The 15,825-nt window shown below is 70.6% G+C and carries 14 protein-coding genes, 1 pseudogene and 1 riboswitch; of the genes and pseudogenes, 5 read left to right on the forward strand and 10 right to left on the reverse strand.

Annotated features, from left to right (window positions below; translation table 11 throughout):
- Nucleotides 1-238 precede the first annotated feature (238 nt).
- Nucleotides 239-1,612, reverse strand: a complete 1,374-nt coding sequence (locus V2W30_RS06280; protein WP_338694317.1) for a peptidase C39 family protein — start codon at nucleotides 1,610-1,612, stop codon at nucleotides 239-241.
- A 192-nt stretch (nucleotides 1,613-1,804) separates the two neighbouring features.
- Here V2W30_RS06280 and V2W30_RS06285 point away from each other — a divergent pair, with 192 nt between their 5' ends.
- Nucleotides 1,805-2,446, forward strand: a complete 642-nt coding sequence (locus V2W30_RS06285) for a hypothetical protein (RefSeq protein ID WP_338694318.1) — start codon at nucleotides 1,805-1,807, stop codon at nucleotides 2,444-2,446.
- A 406-nt stretch (nucleotides 2,447-2,852) separates the two neighbouring features.
- Nucleotides 2,853-4,727 (forward strand): AAA family ATPase, encoded by a 1,875-nt coding sequence (locus V2W30_RS06290; protein WP_338694319.1) that lies wholly within the window; start codon nucleotides 2,853-2,855, stop codon nucleotides 4,725-4,727.
- A 58-nt stretch (nucleotides 4,728-4,785) separates the two neighbouring features.
- On the opposite strand, the gene V2W30_RS06295 is transcribed toward V2W30_RS06290, so the two are convergent.
- The 9 genes from V2W30_RS06295 to V2W30_RS06335 form a co-directional block, all read right to left on the reverse strand.
- The gene (locus V2W30_RS06295) at nucleotides 4,786-5,865 is read right to left on the reverse strand and encodes a hemolysin family protein (protein ID WP_338694320.1); all 1,080 of its coding nucleotides are present in this window, start codon (nucleotides 5,863-5,865) and stop codon (nucleotides 4,786-4,788) included.
- Nucleotides 5,862-7,202: a hemolysin family protein gene (locus V2W30_RS06300; RefSeq protein ID WP_338694322.1), complete on the reverse strand. Its 1,341-nt coding sequence runs from the start codon at nucleotides 7,200-7,202 to the stop codon at nucleotides 5,862-5,864. The genes V2W30_RS06295 and V2W30_RS06300 overlap by 4 nt, the downstream gene beginning before the upstream one ends.
- Before the next feature lie 309 nt (nucleotides 7,203-7,511).
- Nucleotides 7,512-7,955 carry a PH domain-containing protein gene (locus V2W30_RS06305; protein WP_338694324.1) on the reverse strand — a complete coding sequence of 148 codons (444 nt, stop codon included), beginning with the start codon at nucleotides 7,953-7,955 and terminating at the stop codon, nucleotides 7,512-7,514.
- Nucleotides 7,956-7,966: 11 nt separating this feature from the next.
- Nucleotides 7,967-8,815: an ATP phosphoribosyltransferase gene (hisG, locus tag V2W30_RS06310; protein WP_338694326.1), complete on the reverse strand. Its 849-nt coding sequence runs from the start codon at nucleotides 8,813-8,815 to the stop codon at nucleotides 7,967-7,969.
- 52 nt (nucleotides 8,816-8,867) lie between these two features.
- Entirely contained in the window at nucleotides 8,868-9,140 is a 273-nt protein-coding gene (locus V2W30_RS06315; RefSeq protein WP_111665608.1) for a phosphoribosyl-ATP diphosphatase, read from the reverse strand.
- Between the two features lie 35 nt (nucleotides 9,141-9,175).
- Nucleotides 9,176-9,661, reverse strand: coding sequence for a 6,7-dimethyl-8-ribityllumazine synthase (gene ribH, locus V2W30_RS06320; protein WP_338694332.1), 486 nt, complete (start codon nucleotides 9,659-9,661; stop codon nucleotides 9,176-9,178).
- 41 nt (nucleotides 9,662-9,702) lie between these two features.
- Nucleotides 9,703-10,983 carry a bifunctional 3,4-dihydroxy-2-butanone-4-phosphate synthase/GTP cyclohydrolase II gene (locus V2W30_RS06325; protein ID WP_338694334.1) on the reverse strand — a complete coding sequence of 427 codons (1,281 nt, stop codon included), beginning with the start codon at nucleotides 10,981-10,983 and terminating at the stop codon, nucleotides 9,703-9,705.
- Nucleotides 10,980-11,627 (reverse strand): nicotinamide mononucleotide transporter family protein, encoded by a 648-nt coding sequence (locus V2W30_RS06330; protein ID WP_338694336.1) that lies wholly within the window; start codon nucleotides 11,625-11,627, stop codon nucleotides 10,980-10,982. Before V2W30_RS06330 ends, V2W30_RS06325 begins: the two co-directional genes overlap by 4 nt.
- A complete protein-coding gene (locus V2W30_RS06335) occupies nucleotides 11,624-12,250 on the reverse strand; it encodes a riboflavin synthase (RefSeq protein WP_338694338.1) in 627 nt (208 codons plus the stop codon). The genes V2W30_RS06330 and V2W30_RS06335 overlap by 4 nt, the downstream gene beginning before the upstream one ends.
- Nucleotides 12,251-12,412: 162 nt before the next feature.
- Nucleotides 12,413-12,543, reverse strand: a riboswitch (FMN riboswitch).
- Nucleotides 12,544-12,767: 224 nt separating this feature from the next.
- Between V2W30_RS06335 and V2W30_RS06340 the strand changes: the two genes are divergently transcribed.
- The 3 genes and pseudogenes from V2W30_RS06340 to V2W30_RS06350 all read left to right on the forward strand — a co-directional run.
- Entirely contained in the window at nucleotides 12,768-15,140 is a 2,373-nt protein-coding gene (locus tag V2W30_RS06340) for a chitinase C-terminal domain-containing protein (protein WP_338694339.1), read from the forward strand.
- Between the two features lie 109 nt (nucleotides 15,141-15,249).
- Nucleotides 15,250-15,435 carry a hypothetical protein gene (locus V2W30_RS06345; protein ID WP_425244666.1) on the forward strand — a complete coding sequence of 62 codons (186 nt, stop codon included), beginning with the start codon at nucleotides 15,250-15,252 and terminating at the stop codon, nucleotides 15,433-15,435.
- Nucleotides 15,420-15,740 (forward strand): annotated as a pseudogene (locus V2W30_RS06350) (nucleoside-diphosphate sugar epimerase); the annotation flags it as partial. The gene V2W30_RS06345 and the pseudogene V2W30_RS06350, both read left to right, overlap by 16 nt.
- Nucleotides 15,741-15,825 lie beyond the last annotated feature (85 nt).

The raw sequence follows: 15,825 nt of genomic DNA on the forward strand, positions 1-15,825 counted from the left end.
GGCGGTGCGGCTGCCGACTGGGTGAGCGACGAGAGCGTAGCCGGAGCCGATGACCATCAGGCCGAGGAGCGCCACCAGGGCTGCCGCCTTCCATCTGCGCTGCCGATGTCCCGGGAGTTCAAGGCGGTCAAGTTCGACGAGTCCTGCCCGTAGCCACGCCGCTGCGCCCCGCTCCCCCGCCGAGGCCGGGGAAGCGGGGCGCAGCGCTGCGAGGGGCGCGAGGACCCGTGCGCTGCCTCTAGCGGATGCCCACCTTGGACAGTGCTCGCCTTTGTGCCGGGGAGACGTGGGCCGGGAAGTACAGGTAGCAGACGCCGCCGGTGCCGGAGACGATCTTGCCTGTGGCGTTGTAGCGCTTCGTGCGGAGCCAGATGTTCTCCCACTCGCGGCGCTTGTAGATACGGCGGACCGCCGGGTCGCTCGGTGAGGCCGGGTCGTTGGCGATCACGTCGCCGTCGGGCGTGAAGCCGATGACCGTCATCAGGTGGCCCGACGTGCCGTAGCCGGCGCCCGTCAGCTCCTCCTTGAGGAACGACTGGGACGTTATGGCCGGGATGCCGGCCGCGATCAGCGTCTCCAGGTCGGCGAGCGAGGAGAGCCGGGTGACGACGCCCTGGAGGTCCTTGTACGTGGCCGCGTAGGCCGCGTTGAAGGGCCAGTTGCCGCAGCCCTCGTACTGGTAGTCGTACGTGAACCGGGCCGCGTGGCAGACCTGCGGGTCCGCGTAGGCCGGGTCGACCCAGGCCAGCTGGGCGGCGGTGGGCTTGCGGCCCCAGTACTCGATGATCATCTGCGAGGAGGTGGGGCTACACCAGGCCTCGCCGCCGTTGTCGTACTCGGGGTACTGGCCCGCGTGGATGTTCTGCGAGTAGCGCGGCACCGCCAGTTCCTTGGCGAGGCCGGGCGTGGAGGCCGGGACCGTGAAGCGGTCGGGGACGTCGGAGCCCATCGCGCCGAGGCGCCACACGGTCGGCGCGGCCTTCGTGCCGGGCCTGCGCAGCAGCGTCAGGCGCAGCGCGTACGAGGTGAGGCGCAGGCCGGAGGCCGTGTCGTCGATGGAGAACGTGTCCGTCCAGATGCTCGACCTGCCGTCGCTCTGGTCGTCGACCGAGGTGCGGCGGATGTCGACGTCCGCGTCGTCACCGGCGGTCCAGCGGCCCATCACGTACCAGGGCGTCGCCGTGCCGTCGGAGTACGTGCCGCGGAGTTCGATCTGGATCCAGGTGCCGGCCGGGGTGTGCGCGTTCCAGGACGCGATGACCTCGGTGGCGGGGACCGTGAGCGCGTGGACGGGGGACGTCCACTGCGCGTACTCCCACTCGGCCGTCTTGTTCAGGTGCGGGTCGGTGTACGTGGTCGTGCCGGCCGCCGCTGCGATCGTCACGCCGGGGCGGGCGCCCGCGAGGAGGCGGACCCCGGAGCCGGTGCCGGAGCGCCAGTCGGAGTACGTCGTCCAGGCGCGGTTGTCCACGAGGCGGGCCGCGGCCTGGCTCGGCGCGGCTCCCGCGGCGTGCGCGGTGCCTGTGGCGGCCGTGGCGGCGAGCGCGACGCCCGCGGCCGCGGCGAGCACGGTTCTACGGGTCACCGGGGCGGTGGGTTCGGATCGGGTCATCGGGTGGATCCCCCAGTCGACGGATCGGGCGGACGGGACGGACGTGCCGGGTGCGCCAACTATGGCTGCCGGGGAGGGACTTCCACCAGCTTTTCGAGGTCGGCCGCGGCTACCAATATTGGTCTTCACCACTGGCATGACCTGCGGCGGCGTACGGCAAACCGATCCGCTCACCGACGTACCCTTGCGGCCGTGAGCTACCACCACGTGCCCCTCGCCCGCTACGCCGACCGGCTGCGGCGGCTGCCGCCCTCGTGCGGCCCCGTGCGGCTCGTCGGCGTCGACGGGCACGCGGGCTCCGGGAAGTCGACCTTCGCGGCGCGGCTCGCCGAGGCGCTCGGCGGCGCGCCCGTGCTGCGGCTCGACGACCTCGCGAGCCACGACGCCCTCTTCGGGTGGACGGACCGGCTGCGCACCCAGGTGCTCGCGCCGCTGTCCCGCGGCGAGGCCGCGCGGTACGAGACGTACGACTGGCACGCCCGGCGCTTCGACGGTGTGCGTCAACTCCCGCCCGCCGACGTGGTGCTGGTGGAGGGCGTGGGCGCCGGGAGGCGTGCGGTGCGGCCGTACCTGGCGCGGCTGGTGTGGATGGAGATGGCGGGTGAGCTGTCGTGGGCGCGGGGGCGGGCCCGGGACGGAGCGGCGCAGCGCACGTTCTGGGACGGCTGGATCCCGGCGGAACGCGAGCACTTCGCGGACGACCCTTCGCGGCCCTTCGCCAAGGAATTGGTAAGAGAGTGCCCGGAGGGATACGCGATGCGGAAGGGGCCTGGTGAGCCCCCATCGCCCCACCGCTCCGTCACTCACGGTGAAGGACCGCCAGCGGTGCGCTGAACCTTCGGAAACGGCGTTGCGCCAGTTTCCGGGAGTGCCTCAACTCTGCTTGACCGAGGGGCCGTACAGGACTTACGTTCTGAATGTGCGGCCTTTCGGGGCCGCCCGCAGTCGCGAAGCCCCCGGTTGTTCCCCCGTGATCGGGGGCTTCGTTCTGCCCGCAATGCCCTTTCCCGCGTGCGCCGAGCCGCTTGCCGTTCACCCTGGGTCACCATGCGGCACCCCGCTCACCTGCACCGTGTCCCCGGCCCGTGCGCCGAACCGACCCCGTCGCGCCCTACGGCCTCCCCCACGCCCGCAGGTACGATGCCTCTCGGTGCGGCCTAGGACGGCTCGCTGTCCGCATCGTGACAACTCCCGTCCATGACAGAGCGGTTCATCGGGGGCACGGTTTGTGGGGGACGTGATGGACTTCGGCACCGGTACGCCGGCCGGCCCGGCCGATCTGGCCTGGCTGCGCGGCGTCGACGCCTACACCATGGGCGCCTATCCGCAGGCGGAGGAGGAGTTCCGCGCCGCCGTGCGGATGGACCCGGGGATGGCCGACGGCTGGCTCGGGCTGCATGCCCTGCGCATCGACACGACGACGGCGCTGCTGCGGATGTTCCGGCACCGGGACAGGTTCGGCGAGCAGCGCACGAGGCACCGGCGCACGCTCAACTCCTGGTACTGGCTGGGCTGGTGGGTGCAGCCGGTCCTGGAGCATCCACGCGACCTCTTACTCGCGCACGCCTCGCACTGGCTCGACGGCCGCCATGTCCCGGACCTGGACCGGGCGTTGGCCACGCTGCCGCCGGTCGACGCGGATCCGCAGGTGCGGTTCCTGCACGCGTGCCGGGCGTATCTGGTGAAGGACTGGGAGCAGTTGGTCCGGCACACGGACTCGCTGATCGACGATCCGATGCTCGGCATCGAGGCCGGGCTCTTCGGCGGTATGGCCCGGGTGCGCCTGGAGATGTACGGGCAGGCGGAGCCCCTGCTCTCCTCCGCCCTGATGCGCTGCCGCAGCGAGCAGCCCCAGCGCAAGGAGCTGCGCTACTGGCTGGCCAGGGCGCACGAGGGCACGGGCCGCAGCGCGGCCGCGCTCCCCCTGTACCGGGCCGTGCACCGGGTCGACCCCGCCTTCATGGACACCTCGGCACGGCTCGCGGCCATCTCCGAGGGCGACGGGTACGTGGACTTCGCCGACGGCGCCGACCTGACGACGATGACACTGACGGGTTATCAGGAGGGCCTGGACGGCGGCGAGTCGGTCGATCCGCTGTACGCCGGCGACGGGCGGGGTCTGAAGGTCACCGAGCCGGATCTGCCGCCGCCGGGCGGCTCCGGCGCGGAGGATCCCGACATGGTGCGGGAGAAGGCGGTGGTGCCGGTGTCGCCGCCGCTGCCGACCGGCCCCGCCGATCCGGCGCTGCTGGAGGCGGCCCTCGCGGAGCTGGAGCGGATGGTCGGCCTGGAGCCGGTGAAGCGTCAAGTCAAGGCGCTGTCGGCCCAGTTGAACATGGCACGCCTGCGCGCCGGGCAGGGTCTGCCCGTCCAGCCGCCGAAACGACACTTCGTCTTCTCCGGCCCCTCGGGCACCGGCAAGACCACGGTGGCCCGCATTCTCGGCCGGGTCTTCTACGCGCTCGGGCTGCTCGGCGGGGACCATCTCGTCGAGGCGCAGCGGGCGGATCTGGTCGGCGAGTACCTCGGCCAGACCGCGGTCAAGGCCAACGAACTCATCGACTCCGCGCTCGGCGGCGTGCTGTTCGTGGACGAGGCGTACGCGCTGTCCAACTCCGGTTACGGGAAGGGCGACGCGTACGGGGACGAGGCGCTCCAGGTGCTGCTGAAGCGGGCCGAGGACAACCGGGACCACCTGGTGGTGATCCTCGCGGGCTACCCGGAGGGCATGGACCGGCTGCTCGCGGCGAACCCCGGTCTTTCGTCGCGCTTCACGACACGGGTCGACTTCCCCTCGTACCGGCCGCTCGAACTGACCTCGATCGGCGAGGTGCTGGCGGGCGAGAACGGGGACGCGTGGGACGAGGAGGCCCTCGACGAGCTGCGCTCGATCGCCGGGCACGTGGTGGATCAGGGGTGGATCGACGAGCTCGGCAACGGGCGGTTCCTGCGGACGCTGTACGAGAAGTCGTGCGCGTACCGTGATCTGCGGCTCACCGGCTATCTGGTCGAGCCCACGCGGGACGATCTGGCGACGCTGCGGCTGCCGGATCTGATGCAGGCCTACGGGGAGGTTCTTTCGGGGCGCGGGCCGCAGGATCCCTCCGCCATGTGAGGGCGCGGCCCGCGCCCCGGCGGCAGGGCGCCCCGTCACCGGGGCGCCCGCGCACCTGTCACATCAGTGCTCCCTCCCGGGGCCTCGCCACCGGGACCTGCGGCCGCGCGTCCCGGTGGGCCGGGTCGCGCACCTCGCCGACCAGGAGTTCCAGGACGTCCTCCAGGGCGACGAGGCCGAGGACGCGGCCCGTGGGGTCCGCCACCTGGGCCAGATGGGTGGCCGCCCGGCGCATCACCGTGAGCGCGTCGTCCAGCGGGAGTTCGGCGCGCAGGGTCGTCATGGGACGCCACACGTGCTGCGGCACCGCGCGGTCCATGTCGGGGCCGTCGATCAGGTCGAGGACGTCCTTGACGTGGAGGTAGCCCATGAAAGCGCCGCTGTCGGAGCAGATCGGGAAGCGGGAGAAGCCCGTACGGCCGGTGAGTCCGATGACCTCGGCCGGGGTGACCGAGGCACCCACTGTCACCAGGGACGCCTTGGACAGCAGGACGTCCGTCACCGGGCGGGAACCCAGCTCCAGGGCGTCCTCCAGGCGCTCCTGCTCCTCCGGGCCGAGCAGGCCCGCCTGACCGGAGTCCTCCACCAGCTGGTTGAGCTGCTCGCTGGTGAAGACCGCCTCGACCTCGTCCTTCGGCTCCACCCGGAAGAGCTTCAGGACCAGCCGGGCGCAGGCGCCGAGGGCGATCGTGACCGGCTTGCACAGACGGGCGAAGGCGACGAGGCCGGGGCTGAACCACAGCGCCGTCTTCTCGGGCGCCGCCATCGCCAGGTTCTTCGGGACCATCTCGCCGATGACGAGGTGGAGGAAGACGACGGCCATCAGCGCGATCACATAGCCCAGGGGGTGGATCATGCCGTGCGGGATGTGGATCGCCTCGAAGACGGGTTCGAGGAGGTGCGCCACCGTCGGCTCGGCGACCGCGCCGAGCGTCAACGAGCAGATGGTGATGCCGAACTGGGCCGCCGCCATCATCTTGGGCAGGTGTTCGAGCCCGTACAGGACCTGGCGGGCCCGCTTGGTGTCGAGGGGTTCGATCTGGCTGCGGCGCACCGAGACGAGGGCGAACTCCGCCCCGACGAAGAAGCCGTTCGCCAGCACGAGGAGTACGGCGAAGAGGAGTTGCAGGGCGCTCATCGTGCCGCCTCCAGGACCGCGCCGTGCGCGGTGTCCGACGTACGTACTATGCGGACGCGCTCGGCCCGGTAGTGGTCGACCTGGCGGACCGCGAGCCGCCAGCCGGGGAGTTCGGCCTTGTCACCCGGGGCGGGGATCCGGCCGAGCAGGTCGGCGACCAGGCCGGCGACCGTCTCGTACGGGCCTTCGGGGACTTCGAGGCCTATGCGGCGCAGGATGTCGACGCGGCAGCTGCCGTCGGCGTCCCACGCGGGCCGGCCGTCCTCCGGCGGTGCGACGGCGAGTTCGGGCAGGTCGAGCCCGTCGTGCTCGTCGCGGACCTCGCCGACCAGCTCCTCCACGATGTCCTCCAGGGTCACGACCCCGGCCGTGCCGCCGTACTCGTCGACGACGACGGCTATGGGCTGCTCGCTGCGAAGGCGGGCGAGGAGCGGCTGTACGGGGAGGGTCTCGGGCACGAGCAGCGGGGGCTGCGCGATCCGGCTGACCGGGGTGCGCAGGCGCTCGTGCGCGGGCATCGTGAGCGCGTCCTTGAGATGGACCATGCCGATGACCTCGTCGATCCGCTCCCGGTAGACGGGGAAGCGGGACAGGCCGGTGGCGCGGGTCAGGTTGACGACGTCCTCGGCGGTCGCGGACGCCTGGAGCGCGCTGACCTTCACGCGCGGCGTCATGACGTGCTGGGCGGTCAGTTCGCCGAGCGAGAGGGTGCGGACGAAGAGGTCGGCCGTGTCCTGTTCCAGGGTGCCGGCCTGCGCGGAGTGGCGGGCCAGGGAGACCAGTTCGCCGGGCGTGCGGGCCGAGGCCAGCTCGTCGGCGGGCTCGACGCCGAGCGCGCGGACGAGCCGGTTCGCGACCGCGTTCAGCAGGGCGATGACCGGGCGGAACAGGCGCGAGAAGGTGTGCTGGGGGCCGGCGACGAAGCGGGCCACCTGGAGCGGCTTGGACACCGCCCAGTTCTTCGGCACGAGTTCGCCGATCACCATCTGCACGGCGGACGCGAGCAGCATGCCGACGACGACGGAGACGCCGCCGACGGCGCCCTCGGGCAGGCCGACGGCGGTGAACGGGCCGCGGAGCAGCTCGGCCAGAGCCGGTTCGGCGAGCATGCCGACGACGAGGGAGGTGATGGTGATGCCGAGCTGGGTGCCGGAGAGCTGGAAGGAGAGTTCCTTCAGGGCGCTCACCACGGTGCGGGCGCGTTTGTCGCCCGCGGCCGCGGCCCGCTCGGCCTCGGGCCGCTCGACCGTGACGAGGCCGAACTCGGCCGCCACGAAGAAGCCGTTGGCGAGGATCAGGAGGAACGCGGCCGCGAGAAGCAGCAACGGGATGGTCATGCCGCCGCCTCCGGGGACGTACGCGCGGGGGGCGCGGTATGTCGGGAGGGGGCGGCGCAGGTACTACCGGACGATCCGTCCATCGCTGGAGGGACTCACTCCTCGGTTAGCAGGAGCCCCTGGCCGCCTGTCCGGGCGCCCCAGGGGCGGGGCGGCACACGGCGCACGCCCCGACAACAGATTAATCAAGAGTTGGGGTGGAACGTCAGGGGCTACACCCCCGAGTCAACCCTGAGTCCCCCGCGACCGGATCCGGCCGGGGGTACGGGCGTCGCCCCCCGGATGAATCCGGAGGGAAACAGCGCCCCGTCAGCCCTGATGACCCGTGTGGGCCGCCTCGGTCAAGGCGCGCAGTGCCTTCGCGTCGCGGATCGCGCTCTGCTTGGCGATGCCCGGCTGGATGCCCATCGCGGCCATGCTCGTGCCGTCGGTGAGGTCGAGGAAGACCCAGGGATCGCCCGGACGCAGGTTGACCTGGACGATCTCCGCCCAGGTCAGGCTGCGGCTGCGGGCGACGTTCACGACGGTCACGCCCTGGTCGTTGGCGACGACCTTGGGACGGGCGAGCAGGGCGAGCACGCCCCAGAACAGCGCCGCGGTGAACACGAAACTGACGCGCTCCCCCGGGCTCATGCCGTCCAGGATCAGCGCGATCACGGTGATCGTCACGAAGCAGGCGGCACCGAGCGCGTGCAGGATGACGCGGGTACGGCCCGGCCGGAAGGTGACGGGAAGGTCGGGTACGTCAGACATGACCGGCGTCCTCAGAGGCGGCAGGCGTGGATGGCCGTGGTCAGGATGGCCCGCGCGCCCAGGGCGTACAGGTCGTCCATGATCCGCTGCGCGTCCTTGGCGGGGACCATGGCGCGCACGGCGACCCAGCCCTCGTTGTGCAGCGGGGAGACCGTCGGGGACTCCAGGCCCGGAGTCAGGGCGACGGCCCGCTCCAGGTGCTCGGCACGGCAGTCGTAGTCCATCATCACGTACGTACGGGCGACGAGGACGCCCTGGAGGCGGCGCAGGAACCGCTGCACCTTCGGGTCGTCCTCCGTGGAGCCCTTGCGGCGGATGACGCACGCCTCGGACTTCATGATCGGCTCGCCGAAGACCTCCAGGCCCGCGTTGCGCAGCGAGGTGCCGGTCTCGACGACGTCCGCGATGGCCTCGGCGACACCGAGCTCGATGGCGGTCTCGACCGCGCCGTCGAGGTGCACGACGTCGGCGTCGACGCCGCGCTCGGCGAGGTACTTGCCGACGATGCCCTCGTACGAGGTGGCGATCGTCTTGCCGGCGAGGTCGGCGAGGTCCTTGACGGCACCCGGGCGGGACGCGAAGCGGAAGGTGGAGCGGGCGAAGCCGAGCGGCAGGATCGTCTCGGCGTTCGCGTTCGAGTCGATCAGCAGGTCCTGCCCGGTGATGCCGATGTCGAGCTTGCCGGAGGACACGTAGATCGCGATGTCCTTGGGGCGCAGGTAGAAGAACTCGACCTCGTTGTCCGGGTCGACCGTGACGAGTTCCTTGGACTCCTTGCGCTGCCGGTATCCGGCCTCATGGAGCATCGCCGACGCAGGTCCGGACAGTGAACCCTTGTTGGGGACGGCGATGCGCAGCATGAGGTCGGATTCCTTTGCGTGGTGGTGGGTTGAGCGAGCGCGGCGGTACGGCTCAGAGGTGGGCGTACACGTCGTCGAGGGAGATGCCGCGAGCGACCATCATCACCTGGACGTGGTAGAGCAGCTGCGAGATCTCCTCGGCGGCTGCGTCCTTGCCCTCGTACTCGGCGGCCATCCAGACTTCGGCGGCCTCCTCGACGACCTTCTTGCCGATGGCATGGACGCCCTTGCCGACCAGCTCTGCGGTGCGGGAAGTGGCGGGGTCGCCCGTGGCGGCCTTCTGCTGGAGCTCGGTGAAGAGCTCCTCGAACGTCTTATTGGACATGGTGCTGCCTACTTTACGCGGCTCTCCCGTACCCCTTAACGCCAGGGCTCGGAGACGGTACGCAGCGTGGTCGCGGTGGCGACGGCCGCGGTGACCGCTTCGTGGCCCTTGTCCTCGTTCGAGCCCTCGATGCCGGCGCGGTCGAGCGCCTGCTCCTCGGTGTCGCAGGTCAGTACGCCGAAGCCGATCGGGACGCCGGTGTCGACGGAGACCTGGGTGAGGCCGTTGGTGACGCCCTGGCACACGTAATCGAAGTGCGGGGTGCCGCCGCGGATGACGACGCCGAGCGCGACGATCGCGTCGTAGCCGCGGCCCGCGAGGACCTTGGCGACGACCGGGAGCTCGAAGCTGCCGGGGACGCGCAGGACGGTGGGCTCGCTGATACCCAGCTCGTTCAGGGCGCGCAGGGCGCCGTCGACGAGTCCGTCCATGACCTTCTCGTGCCACTGGGCGGCGATGACGGCGACGCGCAGGTCGCCGCAGTTCTTCACGCTCAGTTCGGGTGCACCCTTGCCGCTCACGCGCTTCTCCTCGTACGTAACTGAACAGTCGGTGATGGGGACTACTGGTTGTTGCAGGCGGACGTCTTGGGGGCGTCCAGCCAGGGGAGGTCGTGGCCCATCCGGTCCCGCTTGGTGCGCAGGTAGCGGAGGTTGTGCTCGCCCGCGGTGACCGGCATCGGTTCGCGGGCGCTCACGTCGAGGCCGTGCCGGGTGAGGGCGTCGACCTTGTCGGGGTTGTTGGTCAGCAGTCGCAGGCCGCGCACGCCGAGGTCGGCGAGGATCTGGGCGCCGGCCGCGTAGTCGCGGGCGTCGGCGGGCAGGCCGAGTTCCAGGTTGGCGTCGAGGGTGTCGCGGCCCTGCTCCTGGAGCTCGTAGGCGCGCAGCTTGGAGAGCAGGCCGATGCCGCGGCCCTCGTGTCCGCGCAGGTAGACGACGACGCCGCGGCCCTCCTCGACGATGCGGCGCATGGACTCCTCCAGCTGGGGGCCGCAGTCGCAGCGCAGCGAGTGGAAGACGTCGCCGGTGAGGCATTCGGAGTGGATGCGGACGAGGACGTCCTCGCCGTCGCCGATCTCGCCGTGGACGAGGGCGACGTGCTCGACGCCGTCGACCGTGGAGCGGTAGCCGTACGCCGTGAACTCGCCGTGGGAGGTGGGGAGTTGGACGGTCGCCTCGCGCTTGACGGTGGGCTCGGCGCTCTTGCGGTACGCGATCAGGTCCTCGATGGAGATGATCGTCAGGCCGTGCTTGCGGGCGAACGGGACCAGCTCGGGCAGGCGCAGCATCACGCCGTCCTCGCCGGCGATCTCCACGATGGCGCCGGCCGGGCGCAGGCCCGCGAGGCGGGCGAGGTCGACGGCGGCCTCGGTGTGGCCGTTGCGCACGAGGACGCCGCCGGAGCGGGCGCGCAGCGGGAAGACGTGGCCGGGGCGGACGAAGTCGCCCGGCTCGCTGGTCCCGGAGGCGAGGAGCTGGAGGGTGGTGGCGCGGTCGGCGGCGGAGATGCCGGTGGTCACGCCGTGGGCGCCGGACGCGTCGACGGAGACGGTGAAGGCGGTCTTCATCGACTCGGTGTTGTGGTCGACCATCTGCGGCAGGTCGAGCCGCTCCAGCTCGTCGGCCTCCATGGGGGCGCAGATCAGGCCGCGGCACTCGGTCATCATGAAGGCGATGACCTCGGGGGTCGCCTTCTCGGCGGCGATGACGAGGTCGCCCTCGTTCTCCCGGTCCTCGTCGTCGACGACCACGACGGGGCGGCCCGCCGCGATGTCGCGGATGGCCTGCTCGACCGGGTCGAGGGACAGGTCGGGGACCTCGTACAGAACAGGTGCCGTGCTCATGCGTGGGCTCCTTCGAGCGCAGGGGCGGCGGCCGCGGCGCGCGACCGCAGCCACCAGTCGCGCATGCCCCACAGGACGAGCGCGCCGTAGATGACGTAGACGAAGCCGGAGAAGGCGAAGCCGTTGGCAAAGTTCAGGGGGACGCCGACGAGGTCGACGAGCAGCCACGCGAACCAGAACTCGACCATGCCGCGGGCCTGGGCGTACATCGCGACGACCGTGCCGACGAAGATGTACGCGTCCGGCCACGGGTCCCAGGACAGCGTCGGGAACGCGGTGAACAGGCCGCCGACGGCGAGGGTGCCGAGCGCCGCCGCGCCGATCAGGACGCCGCGCTCGCGCCAGGTGGCGAAGCGGACGGCGATGGAGCCGTCCTGCGCCTGCCCCTTGCCGCGGTTCCACTGCCACCAGCCGAACAGGGCGACGACGATGACGACGAGCTGCTTGCCCGCGCTGCCCGACAGGTGGGCGGTCGCGAAGGCGGTGAGCAGGATGGCGCCGGAGATCAGCTGGGCGGGCCAGGTCCATATGGAGCGGCGCCAGCCGAGCGCGAGGGCGATCAGGCCGATGGTGTTGCCGATCATGTCCGACCAGAGGATGTGCTGATCGAAGACGGTGAAGGCTTCGGTGTTGAGCCAGTTCACTGGGTGCCCCCCGTAGAGCTCTGCTGCCGGTCGCCGAGCATCCGCTCGACGTACTTCGCGATGACGTCGACCTCGAGGTTGACCGGGTCGCCGGGCTGCTTGAGGCCGAGCGTGGTCAGGGCGAGGGTGGTGGGGATGAGGCTGATGGTGAAGTAGTCGACGCCCGCCTCGACGACCGTCAGGCTCACGCCGTCGACGGTGATCGAGCCCTTCTCGACGACGTACCGGGACAGCTCGGCGGGGAGCGAGATCTTGACGATCTCCCAGTGCTCGGAGGGGCGGCGCTCGATCAGCGTGCCGGTGCCGTCGACGTGGCCCTGCACGATGTGCCCGCCGAAGCGGCCGTCGGCCACCATCGGGCGTTCGAGGTTGACGCGGGAGCCCGCGGTGAGCGCGCCGAGGCTGGAGCGCTTGAGGGTCTCTGCCATGACGTCGGCGGTGAACTCGTCGCCCTCGTGCTCGACGACGGTGAGACAGACACCGTTGACCGCGATGGAGTCACCGTGCTTGGCGCCGTCGGTGACGACGGGGCCGCGGACGCGGAAGCGGGACGCCTCGACCGGGTCGCCGAGGTTCTCGACGGCCGTGATCTCGCCCAGCTCTTCGACGATTCCGGTGAACACTTCCCGGGTCCTCCCTCTACGGGCACAGACTCCGGGGCACTGTCGTACGACGACGACAGAACGTACGGGCGACGACACCGGGAGCGACGACGCCTCGTTCGACACCGCTCCCTTGCGGGAACGACGAAACAGACGGCGACGCGCACACGTGGTGCCCGCCCGCCGCGCACTGCCTCCCATCCGGACTTTAACCGTCGGTCCAGGAATTTCACCTGGTCAACCGGTCACTGGACGTGACCGGGTCGCGGACTGTAACCGCCGGTTCGGACTTTCACCGACCCCGGAGTGCGCTGCTTCTGGTACACGGCCAGTGTGCCACGTCCGGTCCATGTGCATGCAAGCGAATGTTGTGGGCTGACTCACAGGCCGTCGCGATGGTTTTCGGCCGCTGTCGGGAATACGGCGCCAACTCGGCAGGCGGGCCAGGTAGTTGAGATTGGTACAGACCTATTGACGCGTTGGTCTAGTCCTTTTAAGTTCCTCGCAACCCACCGATCCCGCCTTGGGAGGAACCGCCGTGCCGTTCCCCAGACCCCCCAGACCGGCCCTGTTCGCAGGGGCGGCCGCCGTCGCCGGACTGCTGCTCGCCTCGCTGCCCGCGACCTCGTCGCAGGCGGCGGACCAGGAGTCCTGTCGCCCCGACGGCCTGTACGAGACGCCCGGCGTCTCGGTCCCCTACTGCTCGGTCTACGACACCGAAGGCCGCGAGAAGATGGGCGCCGACCACCAGCGGCGTGTCATCGGCTACTTCACGGGCTGGCGCACCGGCAAGGACGGGACGCCCGCGTACCTCGCCTCCGACATCCCGTGGGACAAGGTCACCCACCTCAACTACGCCTTCGCGCACGTCGACGCGGCGCACAGGATCTCGGTCGGCACGGACTCCGAGAAGAACGCCGCGACGGGGATGACCTGGCCGGGTGTCGCGGGTGCGGAGATGGACCCGGGCCTCCCGTACAAGGGTCATTTCAATCTCCTCAACAAATTCAAGAAGCAGCACCCGAACGTGAAGACCATGATTTCGGTGGGCGGTTGGGCCGAGACGGGCGGGTATTTCGACGACTCCGGCAAGCGTGTCGACTCGGGCGGCTTCTACGCGATGGCGACGAACGCGGACGGCAGCGTCAACCAGGCGGGTATCGACACGTTCGCGGATTCGGCGGTCGCGTTCGTCAAGAAGTACGGGTTCAACGGCGTGGACATCGACTACGAGTACCCGACCACGATGAAGGACGCGGGCAATCCGCTCGACTGGACGCTGTCGAACGCCCGGCGGGCCGGACTGGTCAAGGGCTACGCGGCGCTGATGAAGTCGCTGCGCGAGAAGCTCGACCGGGCGGGCGCGGCCGACGGCCGGCACTACCTGCTGTCGGTGGCGGCTCCGTCGTCCGGGTACCTGCTGCGCGGTATGGAGACGTTCCAGGTCCAGAAGTACCTGGACTACGTCAACATCATGTCGTACGACCTGCACGGCGCGTGGAACGAGTACGTCGGCCCGAACGCCTCGCTCTACGACGACGGTAAGGACGCCGAGCTCACCGCCGCGAGCGTCTATTCCACGTCGCAGTACGGCGGAATCGGCTATCTCAACACCGACTGGGCGTACCACTATTTCCGCGGTTCGATGCCGGCGGGCCGCATCAACATCGGACTCCCCTACTACACCCGCGGATTCAAGAACGTGCAGGGCGGGACGAACGGGCTGTGGGGCAGGGCCGCGTCGACCGATTGTCCGGCGGGCACGGGCCTGACGAAATGCGGTGACGGTGCCGTCGGGATCGACAATCTCTGGCACGACCTCGACACCAACGGCAAGGAAGCACCCGCCGGTTCCAATCCGATGTGGCACGCGAAGAACCTGGAGAAGGGGATCGTCGGGGACTACGTGACGAGGTACGGATTCCCCTCCGACACGAAACTGACGGGCACGTACCGGCGGAACTACGACTCCACGCTCGTCGCGCCCTGGCTGTGGAACTCCGAGAAGAAGGTCTTCCTGTCGACCGAGGACGAGCAGTCGGTGGCGGCCAAGGCCTCCTACGTCGCGGACAAGGGCATCGGCGGCGCGATGATCTGGGAGCTGGCCGGTGACTACGGGTGGAACGCGACGAAGGGCCAGTACGAGCCCGGTTCCACGCTGACGAGCACGCTCTACGACGCCTTCAGGTCGACGACCCCGTACGGCGCGAAGCGGTCCACGATCGACCTGCCGAGCGAGGCGCTCGATGTCGACGTGAGCTTCGGCGAGTTCCCGCTCGGCGACTCCAACTACCCGATCTCGCCCAAGGTGAAGATCACCAACAACACGACGGCGACGCTGCCGGGCGGCACGGAGTTCCGGTTCGACTACGGCACGTCGGCGCCGGGCAACGCCAAGGACCAGTCCGGGTTCGGGACGACGATCGTGCGCAGCGACCACAGCGGCAGCAACGTGGGCGGGCTGAAGGGTGACTACCACCGGGTCTCGCTGAAGCTGCCGAGCTGGCAGTCGCTCGCGCCGGGGGCGTCCGTGACCGTCGACTTCGTCTACTACCTGCCGGTGTCGACGCCCTCCAACTGGACGGTGACGTTCGGCGGGAAGACGTACGCGCTCGCCGGTGATCTGGCACGGGGCACGACGGTCGTGCAGCCGGGCACGGCCACCGGGACGCCGTCCCCGTCCCCGACTTCCTCGACATCGCCGTCCCCTTCCCCGACCTCTCCGTCCCCGTCCCCTTCCCCCAGCGGGGGCACCTGCGCCGCCGGGGCCTGGAGCGCGACCGCCGAGTACGGCGGCGGCACCGTCGTCTCGCACGGCGGTCACACCTGGAAGGCGAAGTGGTGGACGAAGGGCGAGGAGCCCGGGACGACCGGCGAGTGGGGGGTGTGGCAGGACCAGGGGGCCTGCTGACCTCGCCCCCCCGTTCTGGCAGGCTGAGGGCGTGACGACCGCGCAGACCCCCGACCGCGCCGCCGAGTTCGAGCGGCACCGCCCGCGGATGTTCGGTCTCGCCTACCGCATGCTCGGCTCCGCCGAGGAGGCGCAGGACGCGGTGCAGGACGCGTATCTGCGGTTCGGCGCGACCGAGCCGGGAGCCGTCGAGCACGTGGGCGCCCGGCTGCCCGCACCCGTGCTCACGGCGGACGGCGCGCTCGGCCCGCTGGAGTCGGCCGGATCCCGGGCGCCTCGGCCAAGCTGCCGGTGATGCTGCTCCCCGCCGGCGTCGGCGACCAGCCGATCGAGGTCGCCGAAGTCGCCGACCGGCTGGCCGAGTTGGCCGTCGCGCCACCGGCCGGGCGGGTGGCCGACATGGGCGGGCCCGAGGTGCGGACGTTCACAGATCTGGCCCGTACGTATCTGAAGGCGACGGGGAAGCGGCGCGCGGTGGCCGGAGAGCCGCTGCCCGGAAAGACGATGCGAGCGTTCCGCGCGGGCGGCCATCTCGCGCCGGAGCGTGCGGTGGGGAAGGGCACGTTCGAGGAGTACCTGGCGGGGCGGCGGGCGGGTTAGAGGGGCGGGGCTCGCCGCTGCGAGAGGGCGGGCTCGCGGCTCTCAAGGACTCGCGGCTGCGAGAGGGCGGGCCCGCGGCTCCCAA

It is taken from the genome of Streptomyces sp. Q6, from assembly GCF_036967205.1.
Taxonomy (GTDB): Bacteria; Actinomycetota; Actinomycetes; order Streptomycetales; family Streptomycetaceae; genus Streptomyces; species Streptomyces citrinus.

Excerpts from the sequence above, each read along its gene's own strand:
- V2W30_RS06280 (WP_338694317.1), bottom strand. The coding sequence starts at position 1,612 with ATGACCCGATCCGAACCCACCGCCCCGGTGACCCGTAGAACCGTGCTC.
- V2W30_RS06290 (WP_338694319.1), top strand. The coding sequence starts at position 2,853 with ATGGACTTCGGCACCGGTACGCCGGCCGGCCCGGCCGATCTGGCCTGG.
- V2W30_RS06295 (WP_338694320.1), bottom strand. The coding sequence starts at position 5,865 with ATGAGCGCCCTGCAACTCCTCTTCGCCGTACTCCTCGTGCTGGCGAAC.
- V2W30_RS06300 (WP_338694322.1), bottom strand. The coding sequence starts at position 7,202 with ATGACCATCCCGTTGCTGCTTCTCGCGGCCGCGTTCCTCCTGATCCTC.
- V2W30_RS06305 (WP_338694324.1), bottom strand. The coding sequence starts at position 7,955 with ATGTCTGACGTACCCGACCTTCCCGTCACCTTCCGGCCGGGCCGTACC.
- hisG (WP_338694326.1), bottom strand. The coding sequence starts at position 8,815 with ATGCTGCGCATCGCCGTCCCCAACAAGGGTTCACTGTCCGGACCTGCG.
- V2W30_RS06315 (WP_111665608.1), bottom strand. The coding sequence starts at position 9,140 with ATGTCCAATAAGACGTTCGAGGAGCTCTTCACCGAGCTCCAGCAGAAG.
- V2W30_RS06325 (WP_338694334.1), bottom strand. The coding sequence starts at position 10,983 with ATGAGCACGGCACCTGTTCTGTACGAGGTCCCCGACCTGTCCCTCGAC.
- V2W30_RS06345 (WP_425244666.1), top strand. The coding sequence starts at position 15,250 with ATGCTCGGCTCCGCCGAGGAGGCGCAGGACGCGGTGCAGGACGCGTAT.